8 protein-coding genes are annotated in these 16,845 nt (G+C 71.1%); 7 read left to right on the top strand and 1 reads right to left on the bottom strand.

Annotation, left to right across the window (positions count from 1 at the left end; all coding sequences use genetic code 11):
• The first annotated feature begins 29 nt into the window (after window positions 1–29).
• Complete coding sequence (locus tag KOI47_RS23180) at window positions 30–671, top strand: DNA alkylation repair protein (protein ID WP_216207249.1); 642 nt, start codon at window positions 30–32, stop codon at window positions 669–671.
• Here KOI47_RS23180 and KOI47_RS23175 read toward each other — a convergent pair.
• Window positions 657–1,226: a dihydrofolate reductase family protein gene (locus KOI47_RS23175; RefSeq protein WP_216207243.1), complete on the bottom strand. Its 570-nt coding sequence runs from the start codon at window positions 1,224–1,226 to the stop codon at window positions 657–659. The genes KOI47_RS23180 and KOI47_RS23175 overlap by 15 nt on opposite strands.
• 277 nt (window positions 1,227–1,503) lie before the next feature.
• Between KOI47_RS23175 and KOI47_RS23170 the strand changes: the two genes are divergently transcribed.
• The 6 genes from KOI47_RS23170 (at window position 1,504) to KOI47_RS23145 (ending at window position 16,839) form a co-directional block, all read left to right on the top strand.
• A complete protein-coding gene (locus tag KOI47_RS23170) occupies window positions 1,504–4,866 on the top strand; it encodes a S8 family serine peptidase (protein ID WP_216207240.1) in 3,363 nt (1,120 codons plus the stop codon).
• A 462-nt stretch (window positions 4,867–5,328) separates the two neighbouring features.
• A complete protein-coding gene (locus KOI47_RS23165) occupies window positions 5,329–6,558 on the top strand; it encodes a lipase family protein (protein WP_216207237.1) in 1,230 nt (409 codons plus the stop codon).
• A gap of 153 nt (window positions 6,559–6,711) precedes the next feature.
• Window positions 6,712–7,749, top strand: a complete 1,038-nt coding sequence (locus KOI47_RS23160; protein ID WP_232376189.1) for a ferredoxin reductase — start codon at window positions 6,712–6,714, stop codon at window positions 7,747–7,749.
• Window positions 7,750–7,784: 35 nt separating this feature from the next.
• Complete coding sequence (locus KOI47_RS23155) at window positions 7,785–8,930, top strand: fatty acid desaturase family protein (RefSeq protein WP_216207234.1); 1,146 nt, start codon at window positions 7,785–7,787, stop codon at window positions 8,928–8,930.
• Complete coding sequence (locus tag KOI47_RS23150) at window positions 8,927–10,381, top strand: MFS transporter (protein WP_332461422.1); 1,455 nt, start codon at window positions 8,927–8,929, stop codon at window positions 10,379–10,381. The genes KOI47_RS23155 and KOI47_RS23150 overlap by 4 nt, the downstream gene beginning before the upstream one ends.
• On the top strand, window positions 10,378–16,839 hold the full coding sequence (locus KOI47_RS23145) for a type I polyketide synthase (RefSeq protein ID WP_216207231.1): 6,462 nt from the start codon (window positions 10,378–10,380) through the stop codon (window positions 16,837–16,839). The genes KOI47_RS23150 and KOI47_RS23145 overlap by 4 nt, the downstream gene beginning before the upstream one ends.
• Window positions 16,840–16,845 lie beyond the last annotated feature (6 nt).

The raw sequence follows: 16,845 nt of genomic DNA, 5'->3' as shown, positions 1-16,845 counted from the left end.
TGGTGACGGAGACGCCGGTGACCGAGGTGATGGCCGAACTGGCCGCGCTCGATGACCCGAAGGTACGCCAGGTGAACGAGAAGCACGGTGACGATCACGGTGTGAACCTCGGCAGGCTGCGCGCGCTCGCGAAGCGGCTGAAAACGCACCAGGAACTCGCGCGCCGGCTGTGGGAGACAGGGGACACCGCGGCGAGACTGCTGGCGACCCTGATCTGCCGCCCGAAGGCGTTCGAGCGGCAGGAGCTGGACGCCATGTTGCGCGCGGCGCGCACCCCCAAGGTGCACGACTGGCTGGTGAACTACGTGGTGAAGAAGAGCCCGCACGCCGAAGAGCTGCGGCTGGCCTGGTCCGCCGACGCGGATCCGGTGGTCGCGAGCGCCGGCTGGGCGCTGACCACCGAACGGGTGGCGAAGAAGCCCGATGGCCTCGACCTCGCGGGACTGCTCGACGTGATCGAGGCGGAGCTGAAGGATGCCCCGGATCGCCTGCAGTGGGCGATGAACCACTGCCTGGCCCAGATCGGGATCGAGCACGCCGAGCACCGCGCTCGTGCCATCGATATCGGTGAGCGCCTGGAAGTGCTGAAGGACTACCCGACTTCGCCGAACTGCACGTCTCCGTTCGCGCCCACCTGGATCACCACGATGGTTGGTTCAGGACGTCGTTGACGGCCGGTAGCGGGTGAAGGTGACCCCGCCGCGGAACGACCTGGCGTCGAGCAGCTCCAGCCCGAGCAGTTCGAAACCATCGGGGAACAGCTTGCGCCCGCGCCCCTGCACCACGGGATAGGTGAACAGCCGGTACTCGTCGACCAGCCCGGCCCCGATCAGCGTGTGGCACAGGGTGATGCTGCCGGTGACCACGATGTCCTTGCCCGGCTGTGCCTTCAGCGCGCGGACCTCCTCGACCGGGTCCCCGGACAGGATCGTGGAGTGCTGCCATCCCGGTTCGGTCAGCGTCGAGGACACGACGTACTTCTGGACCCGGTTGAGGTACTCGGTGATCCCCGTGGTGTCCTCGGTCTGCTCGGGCCAGTAGCCGCGCAGGTCCTCGAAGGTCTGGCGGCCCACCAGGAACCCGTCCGCGTCGCGGTCCTGCCGGTGCAGCTCCTCGAGCAGATCCGAGTTGTCCGCGCCGCCCTGGCCCTGCGGGTCGAACCAGTCGGCCAGCATCTCGATGGACCCGTCGATGGTGACGTTCTGCGTGATGGCGAGCGTGCGCATGATGGTCTCCTCCTGCCGCTGTTGCTGCTTCCACTGGTGAGACTGTGGCCCGAGGGAAAACTCATCGGTCGGGACCGGGTTGGGCCGAACGGAGGTTTGATCTTGATCCGCTCAGCCGGTTTCGCGGGCGCGGGGGCGCCTTAAGATCAACTGTTGACAAGTTTTTACGAGTTCCCTGTCTCCTCGGTGAATCCCGGCGAATCGCTGCTCGCCCCGGGCTCGCCGCGTTGTCAACGTTGTCACCTGGTGGTCGGCAACCGCGGTTGAAGGGTGTGACATGCGCCGACGAGCACATGCCTTGGTCGTTCTGCTCATGGTGATCGTGGTGGGGGCGACGAGCGCGCCCGCCACGCAGGCCGCTGCCACCCAGCCACGGCAGGCGGGGAACGCGGGCGTTCCCGCGCTGTCCAGCCCCCGCGCCGTCACCCTGATCACCGGCGACCGGGTCATCGTGCACGAGCGGAAGGGCGAGGTGCCAGCGATCTCGGTGCAGCCGGGGCCGGGCCGCGAGCAGATGGGTTTCCAGCGCAGCCAGGACAAGGACGGCTGGTCGGTTTTCCCTGCCGACGCCCTGCCGCTGGTGGCGAACGGTGTGCTCGACGAACAGCTGTTCCGGATCGACCGGTTGCTCGCCGACGGATACGACGACAGCGCGCGGGCGACCCTGCCGTTGATCGTGCAGCACGACGGTGCCGCCGGGCACGCCGCGAGCGCCTGGCCCGGCGCGACCGCCCTGCGGCGGCTGGGCAGCGTGCACGCGACCGCCTTCGCCCAGCCCAAGGACCGTGCGGGCGAGTTCTGGTCGATGCTGGCCGGCCCGAGCTCCGCGGGGGTGCGGAAGGTCTGGCTGGACCGCAAGGTCGAGGCGAGTCTCGACCGCAGCGTGCCGCAGATCGGCGCGCCGGAGGCGTGGCGGAGCGGGTTCACCGGCAAGGGCGTCAAGGTGGCGGTGCTGGACACCGGTGTGGACACGGGCCATCCGGACCTGGCGGGCAAGGTGGTGGCGGCCAAGGACTTCTCGGGTGGCCAGGACGCCACCGACCGGCACGGCCACGGCACCCACGTCGCCTCGACCATCGCCGGTTCCGGGGCGGCGTCCGGCGGGCGGTTCAAGGGCGTCGCGCCCGAAGCCGGGCTGCTGGCGGGCAAGGTGCTCGGGGATGACGGGAGCGGTGGCCTCTCGCAGATCATCAGCGGCATGGAGTGGGCGGCAGGCGAGGGCGCCGACGTGATCAACCTGAGCCTCGGCGGCACGGACACCGAGGGCATCGACCCGCTGGAAGCCGCGGTGAACCGCCTCACCAGGGAGGAGGGCGTGCTGTTCGCGATCGCCGCGGGCAACGAAGGGGAGAACGGGGCGGGCACGGTGGCCTCGCCGGGCAGCGCCGACGCGGCCCTCACCGTCGGCGCGGTGGACAGGGCCGACGCCCTGGCGCCGTTCTCCAGCAGGGGGCCGCGGGTGGGGGACAACGCGGTCAAGCCGGAGATCACCGCACCCGGGGTGGGGATCGTCGCGGCGAAGGCGGGCGGGGCACCCGGCGAGGACTACCAGCCGATGTCGGGCACCTCGATGGCGACGCCGCATGTGGCGGGCGCGGCGGCGCTGCTCGCCCAGCAGCACCCCGGCTGGCGGCCCGAGCGGCTCAAGGCCGTGCTCACCGGTACCGCGAAGCCGACCGAGGGACTGACCGTCTTCCAGCAGGGCTCGGGACGGGTGGACGTGGCCAAGGCCGCCGGGCAGCGAGTGAGCGCGGATGCCACCACCGTCGCTTTCGGCACGGTCCCGGCGTCCGACCCGCAACCCAGGACACGGGAGGTCACCTACCACAACAGCGGCGCCGACCCGGTCGAGCTCGACCTGCGGCTGGATGTCCGCGACCGGGCCGGGAAACCGGCGGCCGACGGCCTGTTCGCGGTCGACCGGCCCAGGGTCACGGTGCCTGCCGGTGCGACCGCGACCGCCGTGCTCACGTTGAGCCCGGGGCAGAAACCTCGCGGCGCCTATGGCGGCACGCTGATCGCCACCTCCGGTTCCGGTGCCGAGGTCCGCAGCCTGGTCGGCGCCGACCTCGAACGCCCCGTCTACTCGGCCGGCATCAAGTTCTTCGACCGCAACGGCAACGGCCCCGGCCCGAAGGGGCCGCGCGGCTCGCTGATCGCGACCAACCTGGACACCGGTGACCTGGAGATCTACGCCGTGACCGAGGGCGGCGGCCCGGTCCGGCTGCCGCAGGGCCGGTACCTGCTGGTCGCGCGGATCGACGAGTCGCCAGGCAGCGGCAACACCGGGTCGAGTCTGGTCAGCAAGCCGGGCTTCGTACTCGACCGGGACAGGGACGTCGTGCTGGACGCGCGGCAGGCGAAACCCGTGACGGTGCGGACCGACCGGCCGGACGCCCGGTCGAACGGCCAGATCGTCGCCTTCTTCGAACGGCTCGCAGGCGGGGGTGTCACGAGCCATTCATGGTACCAGCCGCGGCTCTACCACGACGATATGTACTCCTACGTCGCCCCCACCGGCGCCGAGGTGCCCGGCTTCGACTTCCTCGTCACCACGATGCTGAGCAAGCAGACCGGGGAGGGAAGGTCGCAGGACAGCCCCTACCTCTACAACCTGCAGTTCCCTAGCGCGGGCCGGGTTCCCGACGTCTCGAGGTACCGGGTGCGCGACCACGAGCTGGCCAGGGTGGACGCCAGCTACGCCAGTACCGGCGAGCAATGGGGCAACCTGCACGTGCTGCCCTCGCCATACGACAACGGTGGCGACCTCCGCGACGCCTGGTTCCTCACCACCCATACCCGGCTGCCCGCGAAGCGGGAGGAGTTCTACAGCACCGGGAAGATCCGCTGGCTGAAGCGGCTGTTCGTGGACGCCGGTCCCAGCAACGGAACCCTGAGCAGCACCGTGGAGGACGCGGCAGGGGTGCGGTACCGAGCGGGGCAGCGTTCCAGGGAGGACTGGAACCGCGCGGTCGTCGGTCCCTCGCTGGCGCACCTGACCGAGGCCGTGCGCGACGGTGACACCTTCAGCGTCCTGCTTCCGCTGCTCGCGGTGAGCGGTGACCATGTCAGCATGTCGGCGGTGGACGGCACCACCCGGCTGCTCCGAGACGGGAAGGAAATCGGTTCCGTGCCAAGGGTTCCCGGCCACCTGTGGCCGAGCCGCGGTGCGGTGAGCTTCACCGTCCCTCCGGAGGAGGGCGACTACACGCTGACCGTCGACGCCAGGCGGCCGGATGACGCCAACGCCGAGCTGTCCAGCGAGGTGGTCACCTCATGGAACTTCCGTTCGCGGCGAGCGGCAGGCGAGACGCCGCTGCCGCTGATGACCCTGCGGGCCAGCCCGTCGCTCGGCGCGGCCAACGATGTCTGGCGGCTGTTCCCGCACGCCGTACCGATCGAGGTCGAGCGCGCCGCTGGTATGCGGGGAACCACCAGGGAGGTCACCGCCGAGGCCTCCTTCGACGGCGGTAGCACCTGGCACCGGCAACTCGTCATCGGGAGCGGGGATCGCTGGCACGCCTTCGTCATGGCGCCGTTGCTGCGCTCATCGGAGTTCGTCTCCTTGCGACTGTCCGCGAAGGACTCCGGCGGCAGCTCGGTTTCGCAGACCATCACCAGGGCCTACCGTCTGCGGTAAGCTTCGTATTCGGCCGCCACGCACGACCCGCGGAGCGGGAAATATCCGGTTGTCGCGTTCGTGCCTGTGCCGGACCGGAAAACGCTCACGCGGTTGAGCGTACGTATCTCGGTACGTAGTTCTACGGATGCCTGCCACTCGGCCGAACGGCCAGTATGGGCTCCCGAAGGCAGGGAATGAGCCCGCTCGGCGATTTCCCCTGCCTTCGAGTCAACGGTGGTGGCATGGATCTTCCCTGGTCGGCACGCATGTCGCGGCGGCTAGGGTGACTTTGTCATCTCTGTGTCGAGTCGGAGCCTCTGATGTGTGGTCGGGTGACAAAATCTGCGGACCGCGTTCGGTGCTCAGCCGGGTTTCTTCGTTTAGTGTTGACAAACTTCCATAGTTCGAAGCACTATTTTCACGGCACGCAGGCAAGTTGCTCGGTCGAATACTTTACGGTTCTCGTGATGGAGAATAGTGATGCCAATTTCTTTTCGACGTGGGCTCACCGCCATACTCGCGTCGACGACCTTGACCGTCGGCCTGGTCGCCGGAGCGCCGTCGGCCGGGGCCGACGAGGCGTTCTACACCCCGCCGTCGCCCTTGCCGGCGGGGCAGAACGGTGATGTGATCAAGTCCCAGCCGTCGTTCATCCTGGGTTCGCAGGCCACCCGGATCATGTATCTGAGCCGGGACTCGAAGGGCGCGACGATTCCGGTGACCGGCACGGTGATGGTGCCGGACAAGCCGTGGACCGGCGGTGGGAAGCGGCCGATCGTGGCCTACGCCCCGTTCACCGCGGGTCTCGGTGACAAGTGCGCACCGTCCAAGACCATGGCCGGCGAAGGTGATGGGGACATCTCGACGACGTTCCAGACCGGATTCGTCAACGCCTTGCTGGAGAAGGGAATCGCGGTCGCGCAGACCGACTACGAGGGACTGGGCACGCCAGGTGACCACACGTACGTGATGCGTGCGGCCGAGGCGCATGCGGTGCTGGACGTGATCCGCGCGGCGCAGCGGCTGCCGGACACCGGCCTGCCCGCGGACGGGCCGGTCGGGATCACCGGGTACTCCCAGGGTGGTGGCGGCTCGGCGGCCGCGGTCGAGCTGGCCCCGGACTATGCGCCCGAGCTGGATATGCGGGGGGCCTACGTCGGTGCGCCGCCCGCGGATCTCGGGGTGCTGGCCAAGTCGCTTGACGGTTCCTATGCCGTGGCCTTCCTCGGGTTCGCACTGGTGGGTTTGAACACCGCATACCCGGAGACGGAGATCCTGACCAAGCTCGCCAACGAGAAAGGTAAGGAGCTGTACGACACGGCCAGGGACATCTGCACGATCGAGGCGTTGCTGAAGTACCCGTTCACGCAGTCCCGCACGCTCACCAAGGACGGGCGGCCGGTGTCGGCGTATCTCGGTGAGGAGCCGTTCAGGTCCATCCTGGCGGAGCTGAAGATCGGCAACCGGAAGCCGGAGGCGCCGGTGCTGGTCGAGCACGCCCCGCTGGATGACATCGTGCCCTACGGCCAGGGCAAGCAGATGGCAAAGGACTGGTGCGCGCAGGGCGCGACGGTGCAGTTCAAGGACCTGCCTGCGCCCCCGGCCTTCGCGCATGTCGGAGGCGTCCCTGCGGCCATGTCCAACTCCGCGAACTGGCTGGCCGACCGGCTGTCCGGCGAACCCGCGACCGACAACTGCGGGAAGTTCTGACCATGTGACCGTGCGGTGGTGCCGGGCGCCAGTAGTCCCTGCCCGACCCGGCACCACCGCATCGGCCACGGAATCCTGGAGCACGACGTGGTGCCGAATCCGAGTTTCGCCCGAGCGGGCTGGCGCCGGGCACGCAGAGTGTTGAGTTCCCGGGTGGTCACGGCCCTGACCGTGCCGCACGGTGTCGATCGTTACCTCGGCCTTTTCAACCCGCTGTGGTCGGTCGGGGAGGTACGCGCCGCCATCGTCGCGGTCGCGCATCACACGCCGGACAGCGTCACGCTGACCTTGCGGCCCAACGCGAACTGGCAGGGCGCGCGAGCAGGCCAGTACGTGCGGCTCGCCGTCGAGATCGACGGTGTGCGCCGCACCCGGTGCTTCTCGGTGGCCAGCTCGCAACACCGCGCGGACGGCCTGATCGAGATCAGCGCGAAGGTGAACCCTGCCGGTACGGTGTCCGGTTTCCTCAAGCGGAAGGCCCTGCCCGGCCAGATCGTGGTGCTCTCCCAGGCCGAGGGCGAGTTCGTGTTGCCGGACGAACTGCCAGGGCACATCCTGCTGATCAGCGGCGGCAGCGGCATCACCCCGGTGATGTCCATCTTGCGCACCCTCATCGACCGGCGGTATCCCGGCCGGATCACTTTCCTGCACTACGCGGCCGGACCCGAGGACGTGATCTACCACGAGGAGCTGACCGACCTCGCCGCGGCCCATCCGCGGTTCACCCTGGCCGAGACCTATCCCCGCAGGCACGGGCGGTTCGGCCGGGATCACCTTGCGGCGACGGCTCCCGACTACGCCGACGCGCTGTGCTACGCCTGCGGCCCGGCCTCGTTGCTGGACGCGGTCGGGGCGCTGTGGCTGGCCGAGGGGATCGGCGACCGGCTGCTGGTCGAACGGTTCGCCACGCCTGCCCCGGTCACCGGCACCGGGGAGGCCGTCGGCGAGATCCGGTTCGTGCGCAGCGGCATCAGCGCGCCCTGCGACGGGCGCACGTTGCTGGAGCAGGCCGAGGCGGCCGGTCTGAGCCCGGAGTACGGCTGCCGGATGGGCATCTGCCACACCTGTACCAGCGTCAAGTCCAGCGGCGCGATCCGCAATGTACTCAACGGGACGGTCACCGCCGAGCCAGGGGAGCGGATCCAGTTGTGTATCACCGCGCCCTGCGGCGACGTCGAGCTGGACATGTGAGCCGTCGAAACACGTAACCGGCAAGGAAAGCGACAATGGCTACCCGAGCACGTATCCCACAACTCAGCCCCGAGCAGCTCGACGAGCTCGGCCGGGAGCTCGACGCGATCCGCAGGGAACTGGTCGCCGACCTCGGCGAGCGGGACGCGGCCTACATCCGCCGCGTCGTCACGCTGCAGCAGCGGTTCGAGTTCCTCGGCCGCGCGTTGCTCTGGGCAGGCTGGTTTCCACCCGCCTGGCTGGCAGGGACCGCGGCGCTGTCGATCTCCAAGATCCTGGACAACATGGAGATCGGTCACAACGTCATGCACGGCCAGTACGACTGGATGGGCGATCCGGCCCTGAACTCGAAGATGTTCGAATGGGACACCGTCTGCCCTTCCGAGCAATGGCGGCATACGCACAACTATGTGCACCACACGTTCACCAACATTCTCGGCAAGGACCGCGATATCGGGTACGGCCTGCTGCGCATGATCGACGCGCAGCGATGGCGCCCGTACTACCTCGGCAACCCGGTGTACGCGTTCGTGTTGATGGTCGCCTTCGAATGGGGCGTGATGCTGCACGACCTCGAGATCGACCGGATCATGTCCGGGCGCCGGAAGTGGTCGGAGACCAGGGGGCTGCGGCGCCGGATGTGGCAGAAGGGCGGCAAGCAGGCCATCAAGGACTACCTGCTGTTCCCGCTGCTGAGCGGGCCCGGCGCGCTGGCAACCCTCACCGGGAACGCCACCGCGAACCTGGTGCGCAACCTGTGGGCGTTCAGCATCATCTTCTGCGGGCACTTCCCGGACGGGGTCGCGGACTTCACCGAGGAGGAATGCGCCAACGAGACACCAGGCCAGTGGTACTACCGGCAGATGCTCGGCTCCGCCAACATCGAAGGCGGAAAGCTGTTTCACCTGATGACCGGGAACCTGAGCTTCCAGATCGAGCACCACCTGTTCCCGGACATCCCGGCGCGGCGCTACCAGCAGATCGCGCCACGGATCCGGGAGATCTGTGAGCGCTACGGCCTCGGCTACAACACCGGCCCGCTCGGCAGGCAGGTCGGCAGCGTGTGGAAGAAGATCTTCCGGCTCGCCCTGCCACCGTCCAGGGACCGGATGCCTGCCGGCGCGGCCCGCCGGACCAGGTTGCGGGCGCTGTCCGGCGCCCGGGGCGCGGAGGCGGCGTGACTACCCCGCCTGCCCTGTCCGGCCGGGAAGCTGTGGGTCCGGACGGTCAGGACATTCGTACTCCGGCGATCATGGCCGTGGTCGCGCTCGTGGGATTCGTGACCACATTGGACAACACGATCGTCGCGGCCGCCGCGCCGTCGATCGGCAGGGAGCTGGGGCTGAATCTGACCACGCTGCAGTGGATCAGCATCGGCTACATGCTTCCGTACGCCGGGCTGCTGCTGGCCGCGGGCGCGCTGATCGACCGGATCGGACGCCGCCGCACCCTGCTCGCCGGGTGCGCGGTGTTCGCGGCCGGAGCACTGCTCGGCGGTGTGGCTCGATCGCCCGAGCTGCTGCTCACGGCCAGGGTGACGCAGGGCATCGCGGCCGCTTTCATCGTGCCGGGGACGCTCAGCCTGATCCGTACCAAACTGCCGGAATCCGGGCGAAAGATCGCCATCGCGGTGTGGACCGCCGCGCTCGCCTGTGCACTCGCGCTGGGGCCGTGGCTCGGTGGCGCGCTCGCCGAACACCTGCACTGGAGCTGGATATTCCTCAGTAACCTGCCGTTCGTCTGCGCGGCGTGGTTCCTGCTGACGCGCACCAGCCGGGACGAGCCGGTCCGCTCCGGCGTGCCGGTGCGGCTGGGCGCGACGGTGCTGGTGACGATCAGCCTGGTGCTGCTCACCGCGGCCGTGGTGACCTCGGGTGGTGTCGTCAGCACGGGCGTCCTCGGCGGCGCCGGGCTGCTCGGACTGCTCGCCTTCGTGCTGAGCGAGCGACGCGCCGGCACGCCACTCGTCCCGGCGCGGCTGCGGGCGAACCGGGTGTTCCTCGGCGCGAACGCGCTGATCTTGCTGTGGGGGCTGGGGATCAGCGGGATCGTGTTCTTCACCCCGTTGGTGTACCAGGAGTTCCTGGGGATGGGGCCGGAGGAGGCCGGGCTGCCACTGGTCGTGGTGGCCGGCGCGGTGATCTGTGCGACCCCGCTCGTACCGGCGGTGACCAGGGCGCTCGGGCCGCATCGCGCGGTGTGTCTCGGGCTGCTGGTGCTGGCAGCCGGTCTGGTGCAGCTCGCCGTGGTGAACGGCGAGACCGCGATGGCACCCCGGTTGGCCGGGTTGGTGCTTGCCGGGGTCGGGTCGGCGTTCACCGCGCCGATCACCGGGCACGCACTGGACCGGATCGGCGAGGACGACACCGGTACCGCCTCCGGCGTGCTCACCGCGTCGCGGGAACTGTCCAGCGCGTTCGGGGTCGTGCTGATCGGGATCGTGCTCACCTCGGTGCGGGCCGGTGAGAGCGCCGCGGGCGCGGCCGACGGCCCGGCGCTGGCCGCGGGGTATGCCGCGGGACTGCTGGTTGCGGCGGTGCTGCAGGTCGCGGGCGCGGCGCTCGCACTCGTCGTGCTGCGGCCCCGGCCCGCCGTGCAATCGATGCCGTCCAAGGAGTGTGAGGGAACATGAACAGCGAGGCCGAGTGGCGAGCCTGGTTGCTCGAGCGGCTTGCCGCCGGGTCGAGCGGCCAGGTCACCGAGCGGGATGTGGACCGGCCGTTGCGGGACCTCGGTGTCTCGTCCCGGAACGCGGTGGCGATCGCGGCACAGGCGGGTGAGCTGCTCGGCCGGGAACTGCCGGCCACCCTGGTGTGGACCGCGCCGACGATCGGCGAACTGGCCAAGGCCCTCGCCGCCGGGCCCCAATCCCTCGACGCCGGTGGTTTCGATCCGTCCGTGCCCGACGCGCACGAAGGGCCGGTCGCGGTCGTCGGCCTCGGCTGCCGGTTTCCCGGAGCGGCCACCCCGGCCGGGTTCTGGCGGCTGCTGACCGGCGGGAGGGACGGCATCGGCGAGGTTCCCGCCGGACGTTGGGAGCGGTTCGTCCCGGACGTCACTGACCACGACCTGCCGAGGCAGGGCGGATTCCTCGACGATGTCGCCGGGTTCGACGCCGAGTTCTTCGGGATCAGCCCCGATGAGGCCGAGGTGATGGATCCGCAGCAACGGCTGCTGCTCGAGGTGACCTGGGAGGCGCTGGCGCACGCGGGCATCCCGGCGGCGTCCCTGCGGGGCACCGACTGCGGGGTGTTCGTCGGCCTGTCCGCGGCCGAGTACGCCCAGCTGACCATGACCGACCTTGACCGCGTCGACGCCTGGTCGGCCACGGGCGCGGCGGCCTCGGTGACGGCCAACCGGGTGTCCTACGCCCTCGGCGCGCACGGCCCGAGCATGACCGTCGACACCGCGTGCTCCTCCTCGCTGGTCGCGGTGAACCTGGCGGCGCGGGCGCTGGCCGATGGCGATGCCTCCACCGCCGTGGTGGGCGGGGTGAACCTGCTGCTGTCCCCGGCGATCACGGCGAACTTCCAGCGGGCGGGCCTGCTTGCCGCCGACGGTCGGTGCAAACCGTTCGACGCCGCAGCCGACGGCATCGTGCGCGGTGAGGGGTGCGGCGTCGTGGTGCTCAAGCGGCTCGAGGACGCCCGCCGCGACGGTGACCGGATCCTCGCCTTGATCAAGGGCGGCACGGTGAACTCGGACGGCAGGTCCAACGGGTTGATCGCACCGAATCCCGCCGCGCAGCAACGGCTCCTTTCCCGCGCGTACCAGCGTGCCGGGGTGCGCACACCCGCGGTGGACTACGTCGAGGCGCACGGCACGGGGACCTCGCTCGGTGATCCGATCGAGGCCGGGGCGCTGGCCTCCGTGCTCGGTGCGGGGCGCCCAGCGCGGCGGCCGTTGCTGATCGGCTCGGTGAAGTCCAACCTCGGCCACCTAGAGGGCGCGGCCGGCATCGCCGGACTGATCAAGGTGGTGCTGAGCCTGTGGCACTCGCGGATCCCGCCGAGCCTGAACTTCACCGCACCCAGCCCGCACATCGACTTCGCGGGGGCACGGCTGGAAGTGGTCACCGAGAACACCGAGTGGCCGCGCTACCCGGGGATCGCGCGGGCCGGGGTGTCCTCGTTCGGCTTCGGCGGCACCAACGCGCACGTCGTGCTGGAGGAGTGGCAGCCCACCGGTGGTACCAGGCCACGGGGCCCGGTTTCGCCGGGACGCGCGGAGGTGGTCGCCCTGTCCGGCCGGTCCCCGGCGCGGTTGCGCGCCCGCGCGCGGGCGCTGGCCGACTGGCTGGACGGACCGGAGGATGCGCACCCCGACATCGCCGTGCTCGCCGCGGCGCTGGCCCATGCCGAGGAAGACGGCGCGCAGGCAGGGGCCGCGGTACCCGCGCGGAATACCGGCCAGCTGTGCGAACGGCTGCGGGCGCTGGCCGAAGGGCAGCCGCACCGGTCGGTGTTCACCGCGACACCGGCCGGTACGGACAGCGGCCCGGTGTTCGTGTTCTCCGGTTACGGTTCGCAGTGGCCGGGCATGGCGCGACGGCTGCTGGCCGAGGAACCGGCGTTCGCCGAGGCCGTCACCGAACTGGACGGCGTGTTCCGCGAGGTCGCCGGTGTCGAGCTGTCCCTGCTGCTGGCGGAGGATGCGGCGGCCGGGCCGCTGTCGAGCCAGCAGTTCGCCCTGTTCGGCATGCAGGTCGCGCTGGCCCGGTTGTGGCGCGCCTACGGCGTGCGTCCGGCCGCGGTGATCGGCCACTCGATGGGGGAGGTGGCCGCGGCGGTCGCGGTCGGGGCACTGGAACCGGCTGAGGGGCTGCGCGTGATGGTGCACCGGACCGCGGTGCTCGACGAGTTGCAGGCCGAAGGCGCGGGCGCGATGGCCGTCGTGGAACTCGCGCCCGGCGAACTGGACGAGCTCGCCGACGACTTTCCCGGGATCACCGTCGCGGTGTACGCCTCGCCTGCGCAGTGCACGGTCAGCGGCCCCGCCGAGCAGGTGCGCGCGCTGGTGGCGCGGGTGGAGGCCGGTGGCGGGCTGGCCAGGACCGTGCCGACCGGCGTCGCGGGGCACTCCGCGGCGGTCGAGCCGCTGCTCGACCGGTTCACCACGGCTCTGACCGGTCTCCGCCCCACGCCGGAGGCGATCCCGCCCGGCACCACGTGCTACTCCAGCGTGCTGGCCGACCCCAGGACGCGACCGGCCTTCGACGCCGGTTACTGGGCGGCGAACCTGCGCAGGCCGGTGCGGTTCACCCAGGCGATCGGCGCCGCACTGGCCGAAGGGCACCGGTTGTTCGTGGAGATCTCGCCACATCCGGTGACCCTGGTGGCGGTCGAGCAGACGGCGAAGGGGTGCGGTGCCGGGGACCTCACGTTGATCCCGACGCTGCACCGCGATCCGGAGGACGCAGACGACGGGTTCGCGGCCGCGCTGGCCGCGCTGTACCCGCACGGCAGGCCGGAGGTGCTGCGCGCGCGCTACCCGGACCGCGAGGTGATCGACCTGCCGCCACCGGTGTGGGAGCACCGGGAGTACTGGGCGGATCCGGTGCCGTCACCCGGCCGGACCGGGCACCCGTTCCTCGGCGAGCCGGTCGAGGTGCCGGGGACCGACCGGCGGGTGTGGCCTGCCGAGGTGGGGCTGGCCGCGCACCCGTGGCTGGCCGCGCACACCGCGCACGAGGTGCCGATACTGCCCGGTGCCGCGTTCGTCGAGCTGATGCTGGCGGCGGCCGCGGATTCGTTGCCCGGCGCGGAAAGCCACGAACTGCGGGAAGTCGTGCTGCACCGGCCGCTGCCGCTGGCCGAGCACACCGAGGTGTCGGTTTCGGCGACCCCGGTCCGGGCAGGCGAGGTCGAGCTGTCGGTGTCCGCTCGCCGCGGCGGGGAGTGGGAATGCTACGCCGCCGCGACCGCGACGACCGGTGGGACGCCAACCGGTCCGGTCGCCGGGGCGGTGCTGGCCGAGGTGACGCACCCCGGTGACGCGAAACGGTCCGGCTTCACCCTGCATCCCGACCTCGGTGAGGCGTGCGTGCGCGCGCCGGCCGCCCTGGCAGGCGATCCGGATGACCGGAGGTGGCTGCGGGTGACCCGGATCGGTCGCGTGCGCGTCACCGGTGATCCCCGGCGCGCCGCAACGGTGTCCGGTTCGCTGGACGCCTCGACCCCTTCGACCGGCTCGGCCCGGCTGCTCGATGCGGAGGGCGCGGTGCTGGCCGAGTGGGACGGGATCACGCTGACCGGCGTGGCGCGGGCGGATGTGCCGTTCCTGCCGGAACGGCTGGCGTACCAGGCGAGCTGGGTGCCGAGCGAACTGCCGACCGGCACCGGCAGTTCCCCCACGGTGGACTGGATCGTGCTGCACGGGGACGGGGTGCGGGCCGGGCCGCTGGTCGACCGGCTGATCGAAGAGGGCCACCGGGCCCTCGCGGTCCCGCTGGCCAGGCGGGCCGAGCTCGGTGCGATTGCCGGTGACCCGGCCGCACTCGGCGGTGTGGTCGTGCTGCCGGACGTCCCCGGCTCGCCTGGCGAGCTCGATACCGCGCGGGCCCTGCCCCTCGCCGTCGCCGAGGTGGTCCGCGAGCTGACCGGGCTGGGCGAGGCCTCGCCGAGGCTGTGGCTGGTCACCAGCGGTGCGGCCGCGGTGCGGGCTGGCGAGGCCGGTCACCCCGGTCTGGCCGCCCTGCGCGGCCTGGTCCGCGTGCTTGCGTACGAACATCCCGAGCTGCGGGCGACCACGCTCGACGTCGGCGAAGCGGAGGACGCGGCCGCGGTCGCCGTACCCGAACTGCTCGCCGACCCGCCCGAGGACGAGGTGGCCTGGCGGGACGGCAGGCGGTTCGCCTACACGCTGACCCGTGCCGAGCTGCCTGCCGAGCCGCGGCAGGCGCCGGTCGTCCGGGACGGCGCGTACCTGATCACCGGTGGGCTCGGCGGGCTCGGCATCGCGGCGGCAAGGTGGCTGGCCGGGGCGGGCGCCACCCGGATCGTGCTTTCCGCGCGCCGCGGGCCGTCCACCGCGGCGCGCACCGCGATCGAGGAGATCACTGCGGCCGGCGTTCGGGTCGAGGTGGTGACCGGGGACATCGCCGAACCCGGTGTCGCCGAGCGGATGGTGCGCGCGGCAGGCCACGGCGACACCCCGGTGCGAGGGGTGCTGCACGCCGCCGGGGTGCTCGCCGACGGCGCCGTGTTCGCGCTGGACGCCGACGCCATGGCCACGGCCTGGCGGGCCAAGACCGAGGGCGCGTTGCGGCTGCACGAGGCGTGCGCAGGGATCGAGCTGGACTGGTGGCTGGCCTACTCCTCGGCGGCCGCCCTGTTCGGTTCGCCCGGCCAGGCCGCCTATGCCACGGCGAACGCCTGGCTGGACGCGTTCACCGCGTGGCGACGGGCCAAGGGGCTACCCGCGGCCACCGTCCAGTGGGGAGCGTGGGCCGAGATCGGCGGCGCGGCGGGCAAGGACAACCCGGTGCTGGAACCGATGCCGCCGCGCGAGGGCATCGCCGCGCTGTCCGCCGTGCTCGCGTCCGGGCGCGGACAGACCGCGATCACCCGGCTGGACACCGAGGCCGTGCTGGAGCTGTTCCCCCGGCTGGCCCAGCGGCCGTTCTTCGCCGAGCTGGTCGCCCCTGGCCAGGCGGCAGTCACGGAGCCGGGGGCTGGGATCGACGCGATCCGGGCGCTCGCGGCCGGGGACCCGGACCGGGCCCGCGCCGCCGTCTGCGACCACATCGTGTCGCTGCTCGCCGAGATGATGTGGCTCGACACCGAGGCACTCGACCCGCACGCCCCGCTCACCTCGCTCGGGCTCGACTCGCTGCTGGCCATGCGTGCCCGTGGCGCCGTCGAACGGGACTTCGGTGCCACCCTCCCGCTCCCGCTGCTGCTGCGCGGGGCCAGCCTGGTCGATCTGGCCGACCACCTGGTCAACACCTTGCGCCCGGAGGGAACGGCGGTGTCCACATCGCAGCGGCCCGCCGCCCGGCCCGCGGGTGGTGGGCCGGGCGGCAGGGACTTCGCCGAACGGTGGGTCGGCCGGATCCTGCGGCAGGTGCTCGGCCCGGAGAGTGCGGGGGAGGACGTCGAGGTGCACCTGCCGCTCGCCGAGGCCGGGCTGGACGACGCGGCGGCGGAACGGCTCCGCGAGGCCGTTTCGGCCGCGCTCGGCCGAGCGGTCACCACCGAGGAACTCCTTGCCGTGCCGACGATCGCGGGGATGGCCGATGCCGTGCGTGCCGAGCTGGAGAGCACCGGCGACGGGCCGATGCGCCTGCTCGGCAGCGGCGGGGACGGTGACGATGCGCCGTTGTACCTTTTCCACGCCGCGGGCAGTCCCACGGCGGTCTACCGGCCGCTGGTCGGCCTGCTGGAAGCCGACGTGACCTGCTATGGCATGGAACGCCTCGACCACCTGGACACCGTGGAAGCCAAGGCGGCGCGGTACGCCGAACTGATCAGGGGCAGGCAGCCCGATGGCCCGTACCGGCTCGGCGGCTGGTCCTTCGGCGGGCTACTCGCCTTCGAGGTGGCACGGCAGCTCACCGCGGCGGGCGCCGAGGTCGAGCTGCTGTTCCTGATCGACACGATCATCCCGCTACCCGACATGGAGTCCTCTCCCGAAGAGGCGCTGCGGGCCCGGCTGCGCCGGTTCGTCTCCTACATCGAGCAGACCTACCAGGTGGACCTCGGGCTGCCGGAAGGTGAGCTGGTGGCCCTGCCGGAGGAGGAGCGGAACGAGCTGGTCATGCGCAGGCTTTCCGACCGGGTTGCCGAGATGGGCGCCGCGGTGCTCGAACACCAGCGAACCTCCTATGTGGATGCCCGGATCTCCGAGCAGCACGTCCCCGGTGCGTATTCCGGCCCGGTGCTGCTGTTCCGGGCCAAGGATCCGCACCCGCTGACCACCACGCTGGACCCGCGTTACCTGCGGACCGACGACGCGCTCGGCTGGGACGAGTTCTGCCAGGACCTGGAGGTCGTCAAGGTGCCCGGCGACCACATCACGGTCATCGACCCGCCGCATGTCGCGATCGTGGCCGACCGGATCTCCGCCGAGCTATCGCTGCTCAGGAAGTGAGGAAGA

Origin of the sequence: Amycolatopsis aidingensis (assembly GCF_018885265.1) — a bacterium.
Taxonomy (GTDB): Bacteria; Actinomycetota; Actinomycetes; order Mycobacteriales; family Pseudonocardiaceae; genus Amycolatopsis; species Amycolatopsis aidingensis.
Note: the sequence above shows the minus strand (reverse complement) of the source record. Positions and strands in the feature narration are given on the sequence as shown.

Bases quoted from the DNA above. Each gene is read 5' to 3' on its own strand.
- KOI47_RS23155 (WP_216207234.1), top strand. From the start codon at position 7,785: ATGGCTACCCGAGCACGTATCCCACAACTCAGCCCCGAGCAGCTCGAC.
- KOI47_RS23165 (WP_216207237.1), top strand. From the start codon at position 5,329: ATGCCAATTTCTTTTCGACGTGGGCTCACCGCCATACTCGCGTCGACG.
- KOI47_RS23175 (WP_216207243.1), bottom strand. From the start codon at position 1,226: ATGCGCACGCTCGCCATCACGCAGAACGTCACCATCGACGGGTCCATC.
- KOI47_RS23145 (WP_216207231.1), top strand. From the start codon at position 10,378: ATGAACAGCGAGGCCGAGTGGCGAGCCTGGTTGCTCGAGCGGCTTGCC.
- KOI47_RS23170 (WP_216207240.1), top strand. From the start codon at position 1,504: ATGCGCCGACGAGCACATGCCTTGGTCGTTCTGCTCATGGTGATCGTG.
- KOI47_RS23180 (WP_216207249.1), top strand. From the start codon at position 30: ATGGCCGAACTGGCCGCGCTCGATGACCCGAAGGTACGCCAGGTGAAC.